The following is a 22614-nucleotide window of genomic DNA, read 5'->3' as shown; positions in this document are numbered from 1 at the left end:
AAAGATTTTGTCCAGAAACGTTTTTAAAGCTGATCAAACTCTATTGTCCTCCGACAACAACGGCTAGATATAGAGCGAGCATAGGGTCAGATAGAGTTTAAAAGTAGGTAGTGGTTGGGGGGAGTTGATGATCTTAATTACACATCCCTGTGTAACGTATTCAGAATGTCAACTGGCTTTAAAGCGCTTCATAAATTGACTAAAGCGTGGAATCAGGTTTTGCACAGTCGGCGCATCGGGAATCTCATTTACAAAAATCATAAAGCGCTGTGCTTTACTTTTATCACCTTGAGCAGTCCCTGCTAGTATTGCTTGAGCTAAAATTACATGCTCAGCGGTAACGTCCTTATTCGAAAATTCGTGAATCAACATAGAAAATCCTAATAAGTATAAATACGGATGTAATAATACAATATATCGATGTTTATATCGATAGCTTATGGCATTCATCAATGTCAGATTTGTGTAAAAGCAAGATAGTGATGTGCACCATCAATACTGGACAGTGATCTTAGTGACTTTCCATACTTATGCTAATTCGTGATTTGCTAAGACTTGGTTCTCCGAAACTCATTTCTGTCCAACTCCAATTCAGTCCCAAAACAAAAAGGGATTGGTATCTCTACCAATCCCTCTCCCAAACTCTCTTAATACTTACAAGCTTTCAATTGCATTTTGAACCGCAGGGCCAATCTGGCGCTTACGTGAAGTGACGCCTTCCAAAGTTAACATATCTCTTGTTGGTTCAGCGTTGAAAGCCGATTTGATGACTTGATAATCGCTTTCGTCTACCCACAATAGGTTAGCTTCTTTGTTCTTGGTGTCTGTGATTGAGAAGAACAGGTGGTCTAAGCCGTTCTCTTCTTTATAAGACTTCATAGCCGCCAAAAGCTCGTCTTTGCGGTCAATCAGTTGTTGAGCGGTTAGTGTTTCAGCAACGCCGATGCCCACCTGTTTGCCACCGTATTTAAAGTTTTTGTAATCCAGCGTCAGAATGGTTTCAGAAGTAAGATGGCTGAGATCCGATTTAGCAATCAACATCTGTTGTCCGAAATCTTCGACATCAGGAATACCTGCAATTTTTGCCAGTTTCTCTGCGTATTCACGATCGTGTTCAGTGGTGGTTGATGATTGGAATACCACAGTATCAGAAAGAATCGCGCCTAAGCCGACACAAGCAAGGTGTTTAGGTAAGGTCACATCAAGCTTTTCAGCGTTGTCAGCCAGAATAGTGGCAGCCGAACCCCAACCTCGAATATCCATCTCGACAATTTGTGGCGTATTAATCGGTGAGCCACCAATCGCATGGTGATCGACCACAGCAACAATAGATGATTGATCGATGGTTGGCGCTAATTGAGTCACTTGGTTAAAGTCCACCAGCCCTACTCGGTATGAAGAGTAATCTGACTCTACTCGTGGTGATTCTGCATTACAGTAGTTCAAGATAAACGTTGATTCAGGGTTGATTGGCTCAGGCACTGTCGCTGTACCACCATAGATATGAGCCGCGAGCATTGCAGACATTACCGTGTCGCTATCTGGGCTAAGGTGCCCCGTCCATACGAGATCTTCACTGTTTTCATTGGCTGATTGTTGCAAGCTAAAAGCAAAACTTGCTGAACTGAAAGACATGATTACGGCGGTAACGACAGGTGTTAGCTTCACGGGTATTTCCTTATTTGGATTTGTTTCAGAACCCCATAAGCTAGCCATTAAAAATTTCAGAACCGTGTCAGCGATGTTTCAGATTTACTTCAGTAAGTAACGAAATGTAATTCGCCTCTCATTAGGTTTACCCAAAAAAAAGGATCAGTATCTCTACCAATCCTTTGAGTTTCACAAACCAGTTCAGGCTAAGAGGCAATTAATGTTTGTACCTAAAGGTATTGCTATCATCAACAATCTCGATTTTGACAGGCACGGTTCCTTGCTTAACATTGCCGATTCTTGCAAATGCCTTGTGCGAAAGGTCGATAACCCGGCCTTTGACATAAGGGCCTCGATCATTAATTTTCACATCAACAGACTTATTATTGACTGTATTGGTCACTCTCACAATAGTCCCGAAAGGTAAGGTTTTATGAGCCGCAGTATTCGCATTCATATTGTATGTCTCACCACTTGCTGTGAGCCTTCCATGGAATTTATCGCCATACCAAGAAGCTTTACCAGCAAGAGCATGTGACTCGGCATATTCCTTTGTTTTAGAACTGCCGACAGCCGATGTTGAGGTGCATCCGGCTAATATCATAAGAATAAAAGCGGTAAAGATAATATGTAATTTTTTCATGTGATTTAGGTGCGCTAATTTCTGCATGTTCTCTGTTTTCGTTGTTTTTGGTTCAGCTGTATACGTCTGAGTATAGTCGCTAATCAGTCAAGGCTTCCATTCGGTATGACTTACCAATATTTTCATGTACGACGATTTATTCCGTCATATTCGTGAAAGGTTTTATCGTCAAACCGTCAATTTTAACAACGTCTTAAATTGGATGATTTCTCGAATTTGTTTATGATATCGATGATACAGTTCGTCCATGTCCTCATCAGAATCAGCACATTTGATCTTTTAGGTGATTAAAACCAAGCATCATTGAATTGACGAGATCATCGTTGATGTTTCTACGAAGTTACCTTGGATGGTATCGCCAGCGTCTACGAGGATAATGTTGATTGCTCTGTGCGGGTATTCCCCACTTTAGTGGCTATTTGGCTTAATCTGCCACGAGTGTTGAGTTTATTTGACGCGTAACCCCATGCCATAAATGACCATGGATATCTGAAGAAGTATCGTGACATCGTGAATATCACCATCGCGGTAAAGGCAGGAAAGGTAAGAGAAAGTAGAATTGCATTTACCTTATAGGTGTTGTCAATTTGAAGTTTAACTAAAATCTTATGCACGATTTATGTGACTTGACGATTAACGTTACCGTTAAAAGGAGGCGCTAAATTGCACCTCTTCTTAAAAATCAGAGTCATATAGTGAAACGAAAGCTTACTTTATTTGGAACAAAGAGCTTAACGTTCGTCCTTACTTATAATCTGCTTAACGATATCACCCATATTATCGCTCAAGACATCTGGCACCGAATAATGTGGATTATATGGCGCGCCGGATCGATCAATATAAGCGGCTTTTAAACCAGCACTGAGCGCACCATGCGTATCCCAATCATGAGTTGCAACTAATCGAGCCTGAGCAGGTTTTATTTGTAGTTGTTGCAACGCATATTGGTAAGCTGATTTCGCGGGCTTAAAAGTATTAGCTTGCTCGACAGAAATTGTATTATCGAAATAGTCGAGTAAACCCGAAAAGGACAACTGAGATTTAAGAAGCTCCGATGAAGAGTTGGACAACGCAACCAACTGATAGCCAGCTTGTCTTAATTCAATCATCGCGGGCTTAATGTCATCATGAGCAGGCAAGCAAGCAAATGTGCTCAAAATATCTTGGTAGCCCTCATCAGAGATTGTTTTACCTAAACGACCCACGATCGACTGTAAGGCTGATAATGCAAGGCTTTTGAAATCACTGGAGGTGTCAGTAACTAAGCAAACGGTGGATGAATGCAATAACATCGAGAACCAGGTACTCATATGACTCTCATCTCCAAGATATTGACGAAACTTAGGTTTAAGTATGCGCAAATCAAGCACCGTTTCATTTATATCGAACAGAATGGTTTGTGTAGGCATAGTGTGTTCCTCATCGTTATTTTCAGTGGTTAATGCAAGCCGTTCTTTAGATAACTAAACGCTCGAATAAACAAACAATAACAGGCGATGTTTTGACCTGAGTATTGAGTTGAGAGATCTCACAGTACAATTTGATAGCCAAGTTAGCAAAAAACCAACCAATTTAGCGATGGTGAGAGCGGCCTCGGTCGTATCATTGGTTTACAAAAGAGAATCAAAACAGCTAAAGAAAAGCCAAAAGAAGCTATACAATACTCGGGTTGCGAGATCGCAGCATAGAATATTCATTCACAGAAAACCTGAAAGCAGCCACCTATGTCTAAAGACTTCGATTTCACTACAGAATACACCCTCGATAAGCCCTTTTTTGCGGAGTGTTATGATCAAACTAGCCTTCCTGCTAAATTTCCGAAAGCCTATTTGAAAGGCATACTTTTTCTTATTTTCGGTGTGGTTTTATTAGAATTTGAGCTATTGCCCAACGGTTATGTTGGTTGGTTCTTTATTGTTTTAAGTGTTATTGAAGCGTTCAGTGTTTATTGCAAGCGAACCTGGTGGTTATGGCGACAAACCATCAGCTCGGGTTCTGGCAGCAGGGTAGTATTTCAGGTTGATTCTAAAGGTGTAAGTTATAAAAACGTTAAAAACACCCGTAGCATTACCTGGAGTCAAATCGACCAACTTCAACAAACGGATTTAGGGTTTATTCTTCACATAGGTAAACAGCGCCAATATGTGAGCAAGTCTTGCTTAAATGATGAAGTGATCACCTTCATGCTAGAGCAACACGCAGCATCCAAAGTGAACTAACGTATATACACATAAAAATTTAAACATACTCAAAATACAAAAAGGATTGGTATTGCTACCAATCCTTTTCGTTACCTATTTATTAGATAACAGCTTTTACTTTCCAAAAGCTCTCAATTGCCTTTTGGACAGCAGGACCAATCTGACGTTTACGTGAGGTAACGCCCTTTGGAATTAACCTGTCATTTTTCTAAGGTTTCCCCAGTAAAATTAAACAGAGCCATGTATAGCAGTATTCGGCTCTGTTTAAGATTATAAAAGCCATTCCCATCAAAACAGTTACGCTTTACTGGCTTGTACCGAATTCGTAAGCGGTTTTGTTTTAGTGTCTGGCACTAAAGACATCAGCCCTGTAATTACAAGTGCGGCAATACCCGACATGGTCACTGGCGAGCCAAATATGCTTTGCACTAACTTAGGAGCTTCTTTCAATAAGTCCGGCACAAGCATGACCCCTAGCCCCAAACCTAGTGAGATAGCAATCGTCATGATTCTTCGGCGATCCAGCTTCTCATTAGCAATAATTTTGATGCCAGCAGCGGCAACCGTACCAAACATCACCAATGTAGCTCCGCCTAATACTGGCTTTGGAATTGTCATTAATACCGAACCTAAGATAGGAAAAAGCCCTAATAGGAAAAGGATAGCCGCGATAAAGTAGCCGATGTATCGGCTCGCTATTCCCGTAAAATGAATCACACCATTGTTCTGGCTGAAAGTCGTATTCGGAAAAGTATTGAAAACAGCGGCGATAAGCGAATTCACGCCATCAGCTAGCACACCTGCCTTTAGTCGATTGATATATTTAGGCCCTTTAACAGGCTGTCCTGAGAACATGCTATTGGCGGTAAGGTCACCTGTCGTTTCAATAACGGTGATTAAGTAGATAAAAGCAATCGGGAGAAATGCTTGCCAATCGAAAGCGAAACCATATTTAAATGGGACAGGGATACTCAATAAAGGTTGAGAAGCAAAGGTTACCATTGAAGCCTTACCCATCAAAATAGCCACGCACCAACCAACAACCAACCCGACTAAAATTGATGACAACCTTACCATAGTGCTGTTACTAAGGTTAAGTGCAACTATGGTTCCGAGAACGATAGCACCTAGCATCAGGTTACTTGCAGACCCAAAATCTTCTGCACCAACACCACCAGCAATATCAGTAACACCGACCTTGATCAGAGAGATACCAATCGTCGTGATAACGATTCCGGTGACAACAGGAGTGATAACCACCTTCAGTTTTTCGATAAAACGCGATAATAGGATCTCGACAAACGCACCAAAGAAACAAACTCCGAAGATAGTTGCAAGCATTTCATCTGGACCACCTCCATTCGCTTTCACTAGAAAGCCTGCCCCTAGAACTGACCCTAAGAATGCAAAGCTAGTCCCTTGGACACAAATCATTCCAGCACCAACAGGGCCAATTTTTTTCGCTTGTATGAATGTACCTACACCAGACACCATCAGTGCCATGCTGATCAAATAAGGAATGTGTTCACCTAACCCTAAAACGCCGCCAATAATGAGTGTGGGTGTGATAATTCCAACAAAGCTTGCTAAAACGTGTTGCAACGCCGCGTAACTGGCTGCTTTGACGGATGGTCGGTCATCCAATCCGTAAATCAATTCACTGTTATGTTCCATGTGATTTCCTTAATGTATTTTTTATTGTATACAATTTACATAAAGACAATAGAGCAACATATATGCCAATGGTTTAACATTATATTTATCAATCGGTTAAGTTTCATCTCTAGCCATTGCTGCACTATAGAGCAACACTGTCGGCTTGTTTTAGTGCAAACGGAGACCACGAAGCACTCCTTTGATATGGTTTATCCATCACCTCTAACTCAATATCGCAGACACAAAAAAAGGATTGGTATCTCTACCAATCCTCTTTAGGGGGTGTTTCGTTTTTCTGCCTTATAACAGGCAGGTAACGCGATTACTCGTAATCAGTCGCGTACGTGTCTTCGTATGTGTGCGAGTAGAATTCGAATAGGTTGCCAAACGGGTCTTCTAGGTAAACCATTTGCGCTTGTTTTAGTTCGTCTTCTGGGTGGTAACGCATGATGTCCATACGAACCTTACCGCCAAACTCTTCAACGCGCTTAATCGCTGAATGAAACTGCTCTTTTGGAAGCTGTAGACAGAAGTGGAAGATGCCTAGGCGAGAGAAGTCTACTTCGTGACGCTCTTGACGATCTTTCATTTCGAACAGCTCAACACCGATACCATCAGATGTTACTAGGTGTGCAATGTTGAAGCCTTTGAAGCCTTCGCCAAATACTGCGATACACATACGTCCGATTGCTGATTCACGCTCTTCCATAACCTTAGTGTTGTTCATTACGATTCTTAGACCCAGAGCCTTAGTGTAAAACTCGACTGCTTTATCCATGTCGCCCACCATGATGCCTACGTGATTCATTTTCATAACTTGCTCCAAATTCGTTTTTAATTCTGTGCTTTCCGAAGAGTAGCTTCGGTGTTTCGTTTCGATGGAGAGAGTATATGGATATAATAAGATTAACTGAAATTATCATAATTTATATTAATGATAATTTTTTGTTATTTATAGATAACCATGAGATCTCAGAACACTTAAAGAAGCAGTATCTACATAGATGTTCACGCTATACATAGATGCTCACACTATAAATAGATGCTCACGCTAATAGAGATAAGCCTTATGTAGAGAACAACCTAAAAAGCGTAGCTACCCAAATAGAGCGGTGCCCGCTTTGATGGCTTTTGTTGATAAGCTTTGTCGATAACTTCTGTTGATAACTTTTATCGATAGCCTTCTTCTATCAAGGATAGGATTTGCCTATTGAATCTATAGAAATGTCCGATTTCACTAATTTTCGGTGCGAATGCAATATATCTACATCGACGCGGGATAGCGTTAAACACTACAAATTAGAAAGAGAGTCAAATCATGATCAACACAGAAATCAAACCATTCAACGCAACAGCATTCAAAAACGGCGAATTCGTAGAAATCACAGAGCAAGACGTTAAAGGTAAGTGGGCTGTATTCTTCTTCTACCCAGCAGATTTCACGTTTGTATGTCCAACTGAGCTAGTTGACCTACAAGACAAATACGCAGAGCTTCAATCTCGCGGCGTAGAAGTTTTCTCAGTATCAACTGACACACACTTCTCTCACAAAGCATGGCACGATACTTCTGACAAAATCGGCACTATCGAATACTTCATGGTAGGCGACCAAACGGGCAACATCACAAATAACTTCAACGTAATGCGTGAAGGTCAAGGCCTTGCAGACCGTGCAACTTTCCTAATCGACCCTGAAGGCGTTATCCAAGCAATGGAAATCACCGCTGAAGGTATCGGTCGTGACGCTGAAGACCTACTACGCAAGGTTAAAGCAGCACAATACGTAGCCGCTCATCCAGGTGAAGTTTGCCCAGCTAAATGGAAAGAAGGCGAAGAGACTCTAGCGCCATCTCTAGACCTAGTAGGTAAGATTTAATCTAAGCCTAGCTAACAAGAATAGCTAAAAAGAACAAATAAAACGGTTCTACAGGCGCGCTTCGGCCTCCCTCCTAAAGGGCAGTTGCGCGCCACCCTTTCAAACCATCAACACCACAATATTTGCCGACTTGCGCCCTTTTTTTATTTTCCTTTTTCAGCAAGAAGGTATTGGTCAATACCAAGACACAGAATTAAGAGCAGGCACGATTATGTTAGATCAAGCAATGAAGCAGCAGCTAAAAGCATACCTAGAAAACCTAAAAACCAATGTTCAGTTAGTGCTGAGCCTTGATAACAGCGATACCGCAAACAAACTTCAAGACCTAGCGAATGATATCGCCTCTCTCACTGACAAAATTGAAGTAATTCGAAATGATAGCGCAAGCACTCGCAGCCCTATCATGCAGGTGGTGAACCAAGATAAAGGTACAGCGATTGGCTTCGCAGGTTTACCGATGGGTCACGAGTTCACCTCACTGGTACTGGCACTGCTTCATAGTGGTGGTCACCCTATCAAGCTTGAAGCTGACGTAATCGAGCAAGTAAAAGAATTAGATCAAGAGCTTAATGTCGAGATTTTCATCTCGCTATCATGCCAAAACTGTCCAGAAGTAGTTCAAGCGTTCAACATGATGTCGGCGATTAATCCTCTGATTAAGACAACCATGATCGACGGCGCAGCATTTCAAGACGAAGTGAAGTCTCGCGACATCATGGCAGTACCGAGCGTATTCATTAACGGTGAGCTATTTGGTCAAGGCCGTATGTCACTGGCTGAAATATTGAACAAAGTCGATTCAGGCGCAGCAGAAAAGAAAGCGGCAAACCTAAACCAACAAGCACCGTTTGATGTATTGGTTGTAGGCGGCGGCCCTGCGGGTTCTTCAGCGGCAATTTATGCGGCACGTAAAGGCATTCGCACTGGTGTTGTTGCTGACCGATTCGGTGGTCAAGTGATGGATACCATGGCGATTGAGAACTTTATCTCAGTAAAAGCAACCACCGGTCCTAAGTTAGTCGCAAGCTTAGAAGAGCACGTAAAAGAGTACGGTGTTGAGGTAATGACTGAGCAGCGTGCAGCGAACATCATCGCAGCAGAAGACACAGAAGACGGTTACATCCATATTGAGTTAGAAAGCGGTGCAACACTGCGAGCTCGTACGGTGATCACCAGTACTGGTGCGCGCTGGCGTGAAATGAACGTTCCGGGTGAGCAAGAGTACCGCAATAAAGGTGTCGCTTACTGCCCACACTGTGACGGTCCTTTGTTCAAAGGTAAGAAAACAGCGGTTATTGGTGGCGGTAACTCAGGTATCGAAGCGGCGATTGACTTGGCTGGTCTCGTTGAACACGTAACCGTACTTGAATTTGCAGACACACTACGTGCTGACCAAGTGCTTATAGACAAAGCGAACACGACACCGAACATCGAAATCATCAAAATGGCTCAAACAACACGAGTGGTTGGTGATGGTAATCGAGTAACGGGTCTGGAATACAAAGACCGCTACACCGATGAACTTAAACAGATCGAACTAGCAGGTATCTTTGTTCAAATCGGCCTGATGCCAAACAGTGAATGGTTGAAGGGTTCAAAAGTTGAGCTTTCACCACGCGGTGAAATTGAAATTAACGCTCATGGTGCAACATCAATGAAAGGTGTATTCGCAGCGGGTGATGTAACAACAGTGCCTTACAAACAAATCATCATTGCGATGGGTGAAGGTGCAAAAGCAAGTTTAGGTGCATTTGACCACCTAATCCGTAACTCAGCTCCGGTTAAAGAAGCTGAAACCGCTTAATCTTTTAAGCAAACATTCCTTAAAACGTTCTTGTTAACTTACTAATTATTGTTAACCACTTAGTCGATTTTTAGACACCACTCCTATGGATTTAGGAGTGGTTTTTTTATTTGTAATTTATGCGGGTTGATAAAGCATGAAAGCAACCACCAGAGCGAGACTTCCGCCCAAGCAACGGTTCACAAACATCATCTGTTTTGGTGATTGCAGTAACTTTTTAAGCATGGTGCCGCAATACGCCCACACCAACATGCACGGTACGCCCGTGATCACCATACCAGCAATAATCGTCACCACTTGAATCAGGTAGTCTGCGTTCGGAGTGATGAACTGTGAAAACACGGTTAATGACGCTATCCAACCTTTAGGGTTTAACACCTGCACCAATACGCCAGACATAAAGCCCGAGCGATTGTCGACAGTGCTTTCTTCGATTTGCATGTTCGCAATCGACCACGCCATGAATAGCAAATAAGCCGCGCCTGCGTATTTCAAAATGTTGTACAGTTCTGGATAAAGGGTGAATAGGCTCACTAAACCGACACTGGAACCCGCCAGTACGATGATGATGCCAACAGCGTTTCCAGATATAAAAGGTAAAGTCGCAGCAAATCCATAACGACTTGAAATCCCAAGTAATGCGATATTGCCTGCCCCAGGTGTAATTGCAATGGATGTTGAAAATAGCAAGAACGCCAGCATTAATTGAGAGCTCATTTCCTCTCACTCCTAATAAGTAAAGTATTTATACGGAGAGAGTTTACAGATTCGACTAGGAATTAAATTGCTATATAGGCTAATATCAATGCAAATTTGAGCAAGACTTTTCAAAAAAAACTATGAAACAGAAAGAATCCACCAAAGAAGTATTAGATGATACTGATATCGCCATCTTAGAACACATCCAACAAGACGGACGCATGAGCAACAGTAAGCTCGCTGAGAAGGTTAACCTCAGCGAAACCCCATGCTGGCGCCGTTGGAAACGCATGGAAGAGACAGGCTATATCGATGGTTATGCCGCCAAACTCAATCGCAAGAAGTTAGGTTTGCATGTAGCAGGCTTTACCTTAGTTACACTGGGCAACCATGAAGTTGAGAATACCGAGCCGTTCGAAGAGTTTGTTGCTGTAACCGATTGGATTCCTATGTGCCATTGTATTGCCGGCGGTGCCGATTATATGGTGCAAGTATTGGCTAAAGATTTAGAAGAGTACTTTGAGCGTATTAGCTCGATCAGGCGAGTCAAAGGTGTGAGTGCGATTCAATCGAATATCTCGGTTAAAGAGTTGAAAAACAGCTATAAGCTCCCTCTTGGAGAATAATCTTGCTCTCAGTTAATAAGCAGTCGTCTTGCAACAAAAAATGATACTTAAAAGCCCAGCCACCTTAAAATCTTAAAATCTTAAAATCTAACGATGCTGGGCTTTGATATTGAGCCTAATTGATCTGTTTGATAGCTACTCACATGGCGCTGCAAGGTGAATTAGGGCAAGGCCACCGAGTGAGGTTTCTCGGTATTTCTTGTTCATGTCTTTGCCCGTTTGATACATGGTCGCAATAACCTTATCTAACGAGATCAAAGATTTACTATTACGCTTCAAAGCCATGCGTGATGCGTTGATAGCTTTCATCGCGCCCATCGCATTTCGCTCAATACACGGTACTTGTACTAAGCCACCAATCGGATCACACGTCATACCGAGTGAATGTTCCATCGCAATCTCTGCGGCAATACAAATTTGCTCATTACTGCCACCGCGTAGTGCCGTTAATCCCGCAGCCGCCATAGAAGACGACACGCCTACTTCACCTTGGCACCCTACTTCCGCGCCGGAAATGGAAGCGTTGGTTTTGTATAAAATACCAATCGCGCCCGATACGGCTAAAAAGTCTTTTAATTGCTTAGTATCGAGCTCTTTAATAAAGCGATGGTAATACATCAACACGGCAGGAATAACACCCGCCGCCCCATTGGTTGGTGATGTTACCACTTGGCCACCAGCCGCATTTTCTTCACTCACCGCAAAGGCGAACAAGTTAATCCAATCCATGATTTCCATTGGATCGTTTTCAACCGCCGCATTCGCTTCAAGCTTCTTCAACAAGTTTGGAGCACGACGAGTGACGTTCAAGCCACCATCAAGAATGCCCTCAGTTTCAAAGCCTCGTTCCATGCAACGACTCATCACTCGCCAGATTTGATCCGCTTTCTCTAAAATAATGTCAGATCCTTCGAACTGCGCTTCATTTCTTAGAATCATGCCACCCAAGCTCATTCCACTATTATCGGCTTGTTGCAGCATTTCATCGGCATTTTTAAATGGAAAAGGGACTTCTACTGCTTGGATTTGAGTGCCATTTTGCAGTTCGTCAGCAGTTGCGATAAAACCACCGCCAATCGAATAATAAGTTTCATCAACGATTACGTTTCCAGTCTGATCGAATGCAGTAATCATCATGCCATTTTCATGTAAAGGCAGGTTGTCTTCGTGGAATAACATGTCGGTTTGGTAGTTGAAGACAATACGCTTCGTGCCCGCAAGATCCATCTCACCATTATCTACTGCATGACGCATAGCTCGGTTGGCACTGGTAATTTTGATGGTGTCTGGCTTATTACCGAGCAACCCCAAGATGGTTGCTCTATCTGTGTGGTGACCTATGCCAGTCAATGACAAAGAACCGTATAAATCCACCTGAACACGCGTCACTTCTGCGATTTTATCAGCGATTAACTGTGTGAAATGGAAACCCGCAATCATTGGGCCGTTGGTGTGAGAGCTCGATGGCCCCACACCAATTTTGTAGATATCAAAGATCGATAACATAGATATACCAGTAAAAAATCGGTCAATTAAGAAAGAGCGGCATAAAGCCAATCAGGGATAACAGTACAAGCAGCAATCGTCACAACAGCGAACACCAACAAGCCGTAATGACTCGCGGTAGGCTTTGCAAACAAATGCTTTTGCTTGGCTATAAATTCATTCTGTTGCTCGGTTACCTCTCCCCAGAAGCGACTGACGACAACGCCTAACACTAAGAAAACCACGGTGCCAATCAAGGCAAACCAAGGCCAAGCTATTCCACTGTATTTAGCGATGAATACGACGGCCACACTGCCAATACTGCCCGCAATCACCCCTTTCTCGTTCGCTTGTTTGAAGAACAAACCAAGAATGAAAGAACCAAGGCGAATACCAACAAAAATGGAGGTCAGGCTAGCAATGGTTTTAAGTACGGATTCATTTGAAACCGCAAGCAGTGCAGGAACAACAACCGACGCCGCTGCAACAAGGCTCATTTTTCTAGCAACCGATTCATAGTGCGCGTCAGAGGCTTTCTTACGGAAAAAGCGCTTGTAGAAATCGAACGTTGCCACAGTCGCCATTGAGTTATAAGTGGAATCCAATGTCGACATTGCCGCTGCAGATAAAGCCGAGATCACCAAACCAACAATGATCGGGTTAGTATGATTAAACACAAAATCGAGAATTACTTCATTGCTGTTTTCAAAACTGCTGTCCTGATAAAAGACACTTAACAGCACCCCCATCACAGCAAAAAACAGATAAACAAAGAATGCGCCGTAACCACAAAGCAACATCGACTTTTGCGCTGTTTTAACACACTTAGTTGCTAATGTTCGCTGAATAATCAATTGATTAGTTCCATACACACTCAGGTGCAGGAAGCTCACAGCCACTACGCCTGCCCACAATGTGGTATCAACGCCTAAGTCAAAATCAAGGTTGATGATATTCAGATGTTCAGGAGACAACACCTCGCCCGCATCAATTTTCATCAACAATAAAACAAAGATCGCAATGCTGCCGATAATCAACACTGCTGACTGCAGCATATCAGTCCATATTACTGTCGAGATACCGCCCGCATAGGTGTACAACGCGGTAAATAAGCTGATGTAGATGATCGCCTCAGAGATACTGATCGGCAGCACTTGCACTAAGATCAGAGCAACCGCATACAAAATAACTCCTGCCGAAATACACTGAACCACAATAAACACGATGGAATTGATCGTGCGAGCAACAACGCCAAAGCGGTGCTCCAAGTATTCATAGATCGAAGTTAAGCCGAGCTTGTAAAACACCGGAACAAAGAAAATCACAGTGAAAAAGATCACAACTGGGTAGTTCAGGTGAACACTCATCGCTTCCATGCCCGAGCTGTAAACCCAACCCGGCATGCCCACGAACGTCATTGCACTGATGTAGGTCGCAAGAATCGACACACCTGCCGTAAACCAACCAAACTGTTTACCACCAGTCGAAAAGTCGCCACCAACGCTATAGCGTCTATTAACTAAGTAGCTGATAAATAGGGTAGTTAGCACATAAAGAGCAATAACCAAAAAACTTGAGTACGTAACCATTTCTAGATTCCGTTTATTATATTGTGCAATCAATTCGCCGCTAATATTACTCAAAAATGGATAACTTCCCTCAAAAACCCATAGTAAGTGTGAGTATTGTCACTAATATAGATGATTAAACGCTCAAAACGCTTTCAAAAGCGCAAAAATACGATCTAATGAGATCAAGATCACTAAAACACACAAAATGGGTACGCACTCATTTTAAAGTTGACTTTGATCACGGATCTAATAACCACAAAAATTCTATCATCTCTCCCGAAATGAAGACTGTGTGATGAAGATTGATAATCACCACACAAAAATCAAAACTACAAACACCCTATAAAAAATAAAGGTTTATCGGTCATGACTACTAAAAAACACATGAGCGAAGTTCCTATGATTCAAAGGGTAGCTGCTTATCTTGCAATTCTAGTTGGCTACTTTTTCTATTGTTATAACTTTGTAATTATTGACTACGTACGCCCATATATCGTTGATGCGTATGATGGTATTAACTTGGCGGATACCGCTCAGTTCTATACATGGCAGTCGGTTGGTGCACTTATTGGTGCTCTAAGCTGTGCATGGGTGGCATCAAACTTTGGTAAGAAATCAACTCTTATTGTCATCACGGCACTGAACGGCGGCGCAACCATCATCAATATGATGTTTACTGACTACGCAATGTGGGCAGCGATGCGTTTCATTATCGGTATATCTTTGGGTGGTTACTTCACAGTAGCGGTAAGCCTGATGATCGGCCTCTTCACACCAAGCGTTCGCGGTAAGTTAACCGCATTCGCTTCTTCTATGTTCTCGGTTGCCCTAATGGCAATGGGTGCATACGCAGCGTTCATTTCTAGCATCGATGCACCTTGGCAGAGCCTAATGTGGGTAGGTGGTATTCCTCCTCTAGTCGCTGCTGCACTGATGATCTTTATCCTGCCTAGCGACAAAAAAGTGATCGCCTACGGGGAAGAAGATCAAGCCGCAGCTGAAGCATCTAACGCACCAGCAAAGAAAGGTTCTTGGGGTGAAATGCTAAGCGCGCCTTACCGCAAACTCACCATCACTTGTCTATTACTGGCTGGCCTTAACTTCTACGGCTACCAATTCTTCTCAGGCTTCGTGACAACGTACCTGAAAGAAGTTCGCCAATTTGACGGTTCAACTATCGGTATCATCTTCTCTATCTCAGCATTCGGTTCTCTATTCGGTGCTTGGGTATGGGGTGCAATCGCCGACAAATACGGCCGTAAAGTGAACGCGTTTGGTTTCATCCTTGCAGGTGTCATGGCTTCAGTATTCTTCGTGGCACCAAGCGACGTGATGATCGGCAGCCTAAACATGCTGGCTATCCTAGGCCTTATCTACAACTTCGGCCTCTCTGCTTCTGCGGTATGGGGTGGTTACTTCTCTGAGTTGTTCCCTGCTCACCTACGTAGCTTCGGTGCAGCACTATTCCACGGCGGTCGTATCATCGGTATGTGGGCACCAATGGTGTTGGTATTCATCCAAGAGCGCAGCGACCTTGCAACAGCAATGTGGGGTTCACCAATCGTATGGATTCTGGCTGGTCTACTGTGGCTATCTCTACCAGAAACATTGAAAGGCGGCATTTTCGACAAGAGTAAAAAAGCGGAAACAGCAAAAGCTTAATCCCCTTTAGTTAAAACCTCTAAAAGTTGAAACCTCTAAAGGCACGAAATAAACATCAATCCGGCTGAGAAGTCAGCCGGTAACAAAATCCAAATCGAGTCCTGTTCCGAATGTTGGCTCGACAACACAAAAGAGAATTTACTATGTCTAAATATCAAGAAGCTAAACGCATTGTTCGTGACTACTTTGACGCAATGGAAAACGCTACCCACGAAAACGTTGCTGAAGTTTTAAAAGCACACACTTCTGAAGATTACTTGTGGCGTGGTGTTTACCCATTCCGTGAGCAAGAAGGCGCACAAGCAGCGGCTGACGTATTCTGGGCACCAATGATGAAATCAATGACACGCATGCAGCGTCGTCAAGATATCTTCATCGGTGGTAACAACGAAGTTAACCCAGATGAAATTTGGGTAATGAGCATGGGTCACTTCATGGGTCTGTTCGACGCTGAATACCTAGGCATGCGCCCTACTGGCAAGATCATGAACGTTCGCTACGCAGAGTTTAACTGTGTTGTTGATGGCAAAATCACTAAGACAGGCCTGTTCCTAGACCTACTAGGCATGATGGATCAAGCGGGTTGCTACCCACTTCCACCATCAACTGGTAAGCACTTCGTATACCCTGGTCCACGTAACCACGATGGTCTGTTGTTTGAAGATGCAGCTCCAGAAGAAGGCGTTGCGACACTTGCTCTAGTGAACAAGATGGTTGATGACCTTTCTGCACTTAACGACAGCGGCGCAATGGGTTGCCCACCAGAAGTACTCGCGAAGAGCTGGTCAAAAGACATGATTTGGTACGGTCCTTGTGGTATCGGCGCGTCTTACACGATTCCTCGTTACCAACAACAGCACCAACTTCCTTTCCGTAACAACTTGAAAGACAAGAAATTTAACGGCCATGTTTGTCGTTTCGCTGAAGGTAACTTCTCTTGTTTCTTCGGTTGGCCAAACCTATCAAACACACCAACGGGTGGCTTCCTAGGTATGACTGGCGGCGAAGTACGCGCAAACATGCAAGTGGTTGACGTGTACTACCGTGACGGTGACAAGCTATCTGAGAACTGGGTTCTTATCGACCTTCCTTACTGGCTACAACAGCAAGGTCTAGACGTGTTCGAACGCACTTCAACCATCATGAACCCAACACTGTAATCGAAACGCTTTAATCCAAAAGATTGAAACGAAATAGTGGCAACCTAAATAGACATCTGATTTAGGTTTCCACGCTTGCTGGGAGATCCTTCTCGCTCCTAGTAGGTGCTCCAACCAATTCATTATTGCTCCACTAATAACTGAATCTACTAGTGCCTCATGGATGGGGTACACCCTGCCAAACCATTACCAATATAACGGGCTTGAAAGCACGGTGGCTTTCTACAGCCTGAATAAATAGAATTACAATGAAAAAGTCGATTCTTTCTGCAGTGATCCTGACAGCACTTACCTCGGGTTCTGCTTTTGCTGCACACACTTTCACCAATGACGCGGGCGATAGCCTTACTTTAGACGGTCGTTTCGACGTTCGTTACCAAGATAAAGGCGGCGACCACAACGGTGAGTGGAACAGCGGTAGCTCTCGTTTCGGCCTAAAAGGCCAAATGGGATTTGATAACGGCTGGACTGGCTTTGGCCATGCTGAATGGGGTTACAACTCGGGTGCTAACGGCGACAATATTTACGACCGACTTCTATACGCAGGCGTAGAGCACGACAAATATGGCAAGATTGCTGCCGGCACTAAGCAGTGGTCTACCTTCTACGATGTGGCTTGGTTTACCGATATGGGTCGTGTATTTGGTTCGCGTGGTTCAGGCTACTACAATTTATCTGACTGGGGTATTGCGTCTGGTACAGGCCGAGCTGAGAATTCGATTACTTACCGCAACAGCATTAACGACAGCTGGAAATACGGCTTCACTTACCAAACTACCCGTGAAGATGTTGGCCTTGCTGACGGTTTAACAGCAACGCTGAAAAACGGTATGGGCGCATCAACGCTGTACACGGTTATGGATGGCCTAACAATTGGTTTAGCTTACCACCAGAATGAGTTTGATGATGTCGATGCGGGCGTTAAAAACATCAAAGATGGTGATACACAACGTATTGGTTTATTGGGTGTGAACTACACCAATAATAGCCTATTCGTTGGTTTCACTTACAGCCAAGGCTCAAATTGGGAAACCACCAGCAAAGCAGAATTTTACGACCACCGTGGTGCTGAATTCTTCACTTACTACCACTTTGAAAATGGTTTGCGTCCAACCTTTAACGTTAACTACTTAATGGACACAGACGACAACGCTAATGGCTACGATCGTCAGTTGATTATCCCTGGCCTTGAATACCACTTTAAGAAGAACAAGTTCTTAGTATGGACTGAATACCAATTTGATAATGGCAACGACAAATCTGTTGGTAACCATTATGAAAATAGCGATGACCAATTCGCTGCGGGTATCCGTTACTACTTCTAACGCCCAGTTAATCGAGTCATAAATTCGCTAAACAAAGCTCTGTTCTTAATGCAGAGCTTTTTTGGGTCGTACCCAGAATAATATCCAACATTCTCTATTACCCCTTATTTTCATCCTATCATGGCATATTGTATTTTTGAGTACGTACCTAATTATGTTACTCTATGCACAATCAATTTGGTTCAAAAGTATGGTCTATGAACTCTCCAAAACACTCTTCGCTGTCCAAAACAACCGTAACATCTAAAGATGTCGCTAGACTTGCTGGCGTTTCTCAATCAACTGTATCTCGCGTATTTGTACCGGGAAGTTCAGTGTCTGAAAAGACCAAGCAGAAAGTGTTCGACGCCGCGAAATCGTTGAATTATCGTCCCAATGCTTTTGCCCGTAGCCTTACGACAAATGAATCAAAATTGATTGGCTTAGTTTTCCCTGATGCCGACTACCCTATTCACATGAAAACGCTGCAGCTTATCTCCACAGAACTACAAAAACAGGGATATTCTGCGGTATTGATCCCTTGGCAAGTTGATGGCAACGATAACCACTCAATTCCCAATATCTTCCAATACCGAGTTGATGGCGTGATTGCTGCTTCTGCGACCTTTAACAAGTCGCTTTATGAAGAGTGTGAAGAATTCGACATTCCTATCGTTCAGTTCGCACGTGTTGTTGAAGGGACTAAGAGTAGCCATGTGGTGAGCGACAACTACGCCGCTGGCCAAGTTGCCGCTCAGCATTTGCATAGCGTAGGGACAAAGTCAGCGGTTTACCTGACAGGTAATGTTCCAACCTACACTAACGGCGAACGTGAAGCAGGGTTCTGCTCAGAATTTGAAGAACTTACCGGTGAACAAGCTCGAGTTATTGAAGCCGACTATGACTACCTTGATGCACTAGAAACCATTAGGACTCTGTTTTCTGAACCCACACATCCTCAAGCTATTTTCTGCGCGACAGATAACCTAGCGATGGCCGTCATGGATGTGGCGCGCTTAGAGTTCAATCTGCGTATTCCTGAAGATCTTCAAGTGATTGGTTTTGATGATATTCCACAAACTCAGTGGTTGAACTATCAACTCACTACCTTTAAGCAAGATTTCAGACGCCTTGCACGTGAATCTGTGAAAATTGTGGTTAGTCAGATTCAAGAGCAAGACACGAGCTTGGTCAAGTTGATGGTGCCAGTGAAGTTCATTGAAAGAAACACCACGTTGAAAGCGAAATAGTGTTGTTCTTCAGCTTTTTTGAATGATTAAAATACGCCTTTAAACGACCAAAATACAAAAATCCCGTTCGGCGCCTTATATCAAGAGTATATAAGATGTCTAACGGGATTTTTTCTACTAGTTTTTATTTTGTCTCTAGATGTTTTTTATTAGTTGCCAACTAATTACCCACACCACCTACTTTCTCTGCTGGTGTTTCAGGCGTTATTGGAGGCCATTCTTGGAATGTCGCTAAGTGTTGTTGAATAGCAGCTTGTGCAGGACCAAATGCCCACATTTTTTCGCCCATCCATTTCAAGTACATACCTGACTCTTCTGCCGCTCTTTCATAAGGGTCACGACGTAGATTGAAGAGTAACGGCGCATTCAATTCATCTTTCGGACCACCCCATCCGCGATTTTGTACAATGAAGTGAGCCTTCCAATCGCCTACGCGAACAGCTTGTAGTTTATCTCGTTCATAATAGTAAATTTCGTTACGATTAGATTCGCCTTTTTCCGTCAGCATATCGACTTGATTGTAACCATCTAGGTGTGCTTTAAAGCCATCGTGGCCCTTGAGCATTTTCTCTTTTAAATCTGTTGGACCACCTGCGGCTGCAACCAATGTTGGTAACCAATCCATACCATCGAAGATGCCATTACCGACACTACCCGCAGGGATTTCACCCGGCCAGCTAACCAGTGCAGGAGCTCTAACTCCCCCTTCCCATGTTGTCCCTTTCTCACCGTGGAATGGTGTCATACCACCATCTGGCCACGTCATAATTTCAGGCCCGTTGTCGGACGTGAAAATAATAATCGTGTTATCGGCGATGCCAAGTTCATCTATTTTCGCCAACATTTCACCGACATGATCATCCAGATCTTTCATCACGACTTCTTGAAGCCCCCAACCATTTTGGCCAAGCATTGCCTCATATTCAGGAGAAAGGTGCGTCCACACATGCCCTCTAGATGGACAGTACCAAGTAAAGAACGGTTTATCCGCTTCTACGGCTCGTTCAATGAAGTTAATCGCATGTTTGTTTACTTCATCATCTAGTGTTCTCATACGCTCGATATTCAGCGCACCATCGTCTTCAATGCTTTGGCCACCTTTACCATCAGATTTAGAGTAAATCACGTTTCGAGGAGCAAAGGCATCTAACGATCCATCTTTCGGCCAATCTGGATCTTCGGTGTATTCCATGGCATTCAAGTGATATAACCAACCCCAATATTCATCAAAACCATGCATCGTTGGCAAATACTCATCTCGGTCACCCAAATGATTTTTGCCAAATTGCCCAGTCACGTAGCCCATGGTTTTTAATACCTCGGGAAGTGTTGGTGTATCTGCGCTTAAACCCACTGGACCACCCGGTAATCCAACCGTATGCATTCCGGTTCTAACTGGTAATTGCCCGGTTAAGAAAGCTGAACGACCCGCGGTACAAGATGGCTGCGCATAGTAGTCTGTCAGAAGCATTCCCTTCTCAGCAATACTATCAATGTTTGGTGTTTGGCTACTCATCACGCCATTGTGATAAGCACTCAAGTTTGAGATCCCAATATCATCAGTAAAAATAACAAATATATTAGGTTGTTCTTGTGCAGACCATGCCGATAGCGAAAAGCTACTCAGCACACTTAAGGTGAGAAGGTGAAAAATCCCTTTCATAGAATATCCTTATATTGTTTCAGATTGCTCTTTTTGAATCATTTTTATTCCGACTAAACCAAAGCCAAGCTCCAAGATTAGATAGACAAAAAGCAGCCAGTGAGGCATGCCATCTAAGACTAAGCTGACGACTCGGCCTGCAGCCAAACCCAACATGAAGACCACCAAGCTATAAAGCGCTGGCAGTCGATACTTTTTAGTCAATGCGCCACTCACCCAAAACAGAGCAAGTGCCAAATATAAACCCGTTACCGCACGAAAGATGTGGGTAACGTTAACAGGACGAGCATCTATCCCGAAAAGGTAGTCCAGAGAAATAACTGGTGCATAACCATAAGACAAAGCTATGGGCGTTAAACCCAGAACGGCGACCAACAAAAACACACTCTGTTGCTTCATTTATTTCCTCTTTGTAATTTGGCTCTTTTCTAAAAACATAGTCTACAATCAGCAATGTACAAGTTGCATACACGGAAAATGGATAATTAATACATACATTTATGGTATGTACTCTTCAATCTTGGGATAGGGATATCAACATGGCTAAATGGCATTACCTCATCGCATCAGTGTTGGCTGCAAGTTCAACCATAAATGCACAAGAAACAAGCTCGCACTCGGACACAAAAAAATGGCAGCACAGTATAGAAATTTATGCGCTCGCTTTGAATATCCGTGGTGATAGTACAATCGGCAAGATATCTACAGGTGTTGATGTTGACCCAGCGTTTATCATGGATCATCTGGATATGGGTGCGATGCTGCGATTAGAGGGGATTTACGACAATCAATGGGGCTACTATTTAGACTACAGCTACATGAAACTGAGTGGCAAATCTGACTCCATAATAGGTAATACAGGAATTCTTAATGGTAAACTCGATATAAGACAGGGTGTTTTGGAAGCAAAAGGGTTTAAACGCTTTCAATACGATATCGGCATGATTGATTATATGGTCGGTATACGTTGGTGGGACAATGATATTGACTCAAGGCTTTATAAAAACGATGGTACAACAATCAACTCTCGGTCTTTAAATGAAGATTGGATCGATTACCTTGTCGGCGTTCGCTGGACTAAAGAACTCAACAAAGATTGGACAGTTCACACCAGTTTAGATATCGGCCTTGGTGCTGACACCGATTTTACTAGCTCCATACTAACCGGCGCTCGCTATCAAATTAACGATTGGTCGGATTTAAATCTGGCGTATAAATCCACTTGGGTTGATTACGAAAACAAGGGAACCTTTGAATACGATACCGCATCGCAAGGGTTTTTGATTGGTTGGGCTGCTCACTTTTAAGCCACTGGTTGTTTTACCATTAAGCACAAGCGGAATGACTAGTCAGCCAGAGTATTT

The 22614-nt window shown here is 43.3% G+C and carries 20 protein-coding genes and 1 pseudogene; 9 read left to right on the top strand and 12 right to left on the bottom strand.

Annotated features, from left to right (window positions below; all coding sequences use genetic code 11):
- Positions 1-168: 168 nt before the first annotated feature.
- The 5 genes and pseudogenes from ACFI6G_RS20940 to ACFI6G_RS20920 all read right to left on the bottom strand — a co-directional run bounded on the left by ACFI6G_RS20940 (position 169) and on the right by ACFI6G_RS20920 (position 3702).
- On the bottom strand, positions 169-372 hold the full coding sequence (locus ACFI6G_RS20940; protein ID WP_004736343.1) for a hypothetical protein: 204 nt from the start codon (positions 370-372) through the stop codon (positions 169-171).
- A gap of 282 nt (positions 373-654) precedes the next feature.
- Positions 655-1668 (bottom strand): manganese-dependent inorganic pyrophosphatase, encoded by a 1014-nt coding sequence (locus ACFI6G_RS20935; protein ID WP_016786075.1) that lies wholly within the window; start codon positions 1666-1668, stop codon positions 655-657.
- Positions 1669-1867: 199 nt separating this feature from the next.
- Entirely contained in the window at positions 1868-2320 is a 453-nt protein-coding gene (locus tag ACFI6G_RS20930; RefSeq protein ID WP_010439737.1) for a septal ring lytic transglycosylase RlpA family protein, read from the bottom strand.
- Between the two features lie 253 nt (positions 2321-2573).
- Positions 2574-2880: pseudogene (locus ACFI6G_RS20925) on the bottom strand (bifunctional metallophosphatase/5'-nucleotidase); the annotation flags it as partial.
- 144 nt (positions 2881-3024) lie between these two features.
- Complete coding sequence (locus ACFI6G_RS20920; RefSeq protein ID WP_010439735.1) at positions 3025-3702, bottom strand: haloacid dehalogenase type II; 678 nt, start codon at positions 3700-3702, stop codon at positions 3025-3027.
- 315 nt (positions 3703-4017) lie between these two features.
- On the opposite strand from ACFI6G_RS20920, the gene ACFI6G_RS20915 reads away from it, so the two are divergent.
- On the top strand, positions 4018-4512 hold the full coding sequence (locus ACFI6G_RS20915; protein ID WP_016784673.1) for a YcxB family protein: 495 nt from the start codon (positions 4018-4020) through the stop codon (positions 4510-4512).
- Between the two features lie 279 nt (positions 4513-4791).
- Here ACFI6G_RS20915 and ACFI6G_RS20910 read toward each other — a convergent pair whose 3' ends face one another.
- Both ACFI6G_RS20910 and ACFI6G_RS20905 read right to left on the bottom strand, forming a co-directional pair.
- Complete coding sequence (locus tag ACFI6G_RS20910) at positions 4792-6168, bottom strand: uracil-xanthine permease family protein (protein ID WP_016768525.1); 1377 nt, start codon at positions 6166-6168, stop codon at positions 4792-4794.
- 304 nt (positions 6169-6472) lie between these two features.
- Entirely contained in the window at positions 6473-6964 is a 492-nt protein-coding gene (locus ACFI6G_RS20905; protein WP_010439712.1) for a VOC family protein, read from the bottom strand.
- Positions 6965-7468: 504 nt separating this feature from the next.
- On the opposite strand from ACFI6G_RS20905, the gene ahpC reads away from it, so the two are divergent.
- Positions 7469-8026 carry an alkyl hydroperoxide reductase subunit C gene (gene ahpC / locus ACFI6G_RS20900; RefSeq protein WP_004736364.1) on the top strand — a complete coding sequence of 186 codons (558 nt, stop codon included), beginning with the start codon at positions 7469-7471 and terminating at the stop codon, positions 8024-8026.
- 211 nt (positions 8027-8237) lie between these two features.
- Complete coding sequence (gene ahpF / locus ACFI6G_RS20895) at positions 8238-9830, top strand: alkyl hydroperoxide reductase subunit F (protein WP_016791101.1); 1593 nt, start codon at positions 8238-8240, stop codon at positions 9828-9830.
- A gap of 117 nt (positions 9831-9947) precedes the next feature.
- Here the strand turns inward: ahpF and ACFI6G_RS20890 are convergent, their stop codons facing one another.
- The gene (locus ACFI6G_RS20890) at positions 9948-10547 is read right to left on the bottom strand and encodes a LysE family translocator (RefSeq protein WP_010439706.1); all 600 of its coding nucleotides are present in this window, start codon (positions 10545-10547) and stop codon (positions 9948-9950) included.
- 122 nt (positions 10548-10669) lie between these two features.
- On the opposite strand from ACFI6G_RS20890, the gene ACFI6G_RS20885 reads away from it, so the two are divergent.
- On the top strand, positions 10670-11155 hold the full coding sequence (locus ACFI6G_RS20885) for an Lrp/AsnC family transcriptional regulator (RefSeq protein WP_016768523.1): 486 nt from the start codon (positions 10670-10672) through the stop codon (positions 11153-11155).
- 135 nt (positions 11156-11290) lie between these two features.
- Here the strand turns inward: ACFI6G_RS20885 and ACFI6G_RS20880 are convergent, their stop codons facing one another.
- Both ACFI6G_RS20880 and ACFI6G_RS20875 read right to left on the bottom strand, forming a co-directional pair.
- Positions 11291-12661 carry an L-serine ammonia-lyase gene (locus tag ACFI6G_RS20880; protein WP_016791103.1) on the bottom strand — a complete coding sequence of 457 codons (1371 nt, stop codon included), beginning with the start codon at positions 12659-12661 and terminating at the stop codon, positions 11291-11293.
- A gap of 26 nt (positions 12662-12687) precedes the next feature.
- Positions 12688-14229 (bottom strand): sodium:solute symporter family transporter, encoded by a 1542-nt coding sequence (locus ACFI6G_RS20875; protein WP_102277564.1) that lies wholly within the window; start codon positions 14227-14229, stop codon positions 12688-12690.
- Positions 14230-14577: 348 nt separating this feature from the next.
- Between ACFI6G_RS20875 and ACFI6G_RS20870 the strand changes: the two genes are divergently transcribed.
- From ACFI6G_RS20870 to ACFI6G_RS20855, 4 genes are all read left to right on the top strand, one after another.
- Positions 14578-15873 (top strand): MFS transporter, encoded by a 1296-nt coding sequence (locus ACFI6G_RS20870; protein WP_010439698.1) that lies wholly within the window; start codon positions 14578-14580, stop codon positions 15871-15873.
- Positions 15874-16016: 143 nt separating this feature from the next.
- A complete protein-coding gene (locus tag ACFI6G_RS20865; RefSeq protein ID WP_016788980.1) occupies positions 16017-17033 on the top strand; it encodes a nuclear transport factor 2 family protein in 1017 nt (338 codons plus the stop codon).
- 248 nt (positions 17034-17281) lie between these two features.
- On the top strand, positions 17282-18358 hold the full coding sequence (locus ACFI6G_RS20860; protein ID WP_010439695.1) for a porin: 1077 nt from the start codon (positions 17282-17284) through the stop codon (positions 18356-18358).
- Positions 18359-18555: 197 nt separating this feature from the next.
- On the top strand, positions 18556-19587 hold the full coding sequence (locus ACFI6G_RS20855) for a LacI family DNA-binding transcriptional regulator (protein WP_010439694.1): 1032 nt from the start codon (positions 18556-18558) through the stop codon (positions 19585-19587).
- 160 nt (positions 19588-19747) lie between these two features.
- Here ACFI6G_RS20855 and ACFI6G_RS20850 read toward each other — a convergent pair whose 3' ends face one another.
- Complete coding sequence (locus ACFI6G_RS20850) at positions 19748-21250, bottom strand: arylsulfatase (RefSeq protein WP_102370355.1); 1503 nt, start codon at positions 21248-21250, stop codon at positions 19748-19750.
- A gap of 9 nt (positions 21251-21259) precedes the next feature.
- Positions 21260-21649: a DUF4345 domain-containing protein gene (locus ACFI6G_RS20845; RefSeq protein WP_010439689.1), complete on the bottom strand. Its 390-nt coding sequence runs from the start codon at positions 21647-21649 to the stop codon at positions 21260-21262.
- 140 nt (positions 21650-21789) lie between these two features.
- Here ACFI6G_RS20845 and ACFI6G_RS20840 point away from each other — a divergent pair, with 140 nt between their 5' ends.
- A complete protein-coding gene (locus tag ACFI6G_RS20840) occupies positions 21790-22557 on the top strand; it encodes a hypothetical protein (protein WP_010439687.1) in 768 nt (255 codons plus the stop codon).
- Positions 22558-22614: the final 57 nt, after the last annotated feature.

It is taken from the genome of Vibrio sp. PSi01 (assembly GCF_054960695.1).
This window is presented reverse-complemented; position numbering and strand designations above follow the sequence as displayed.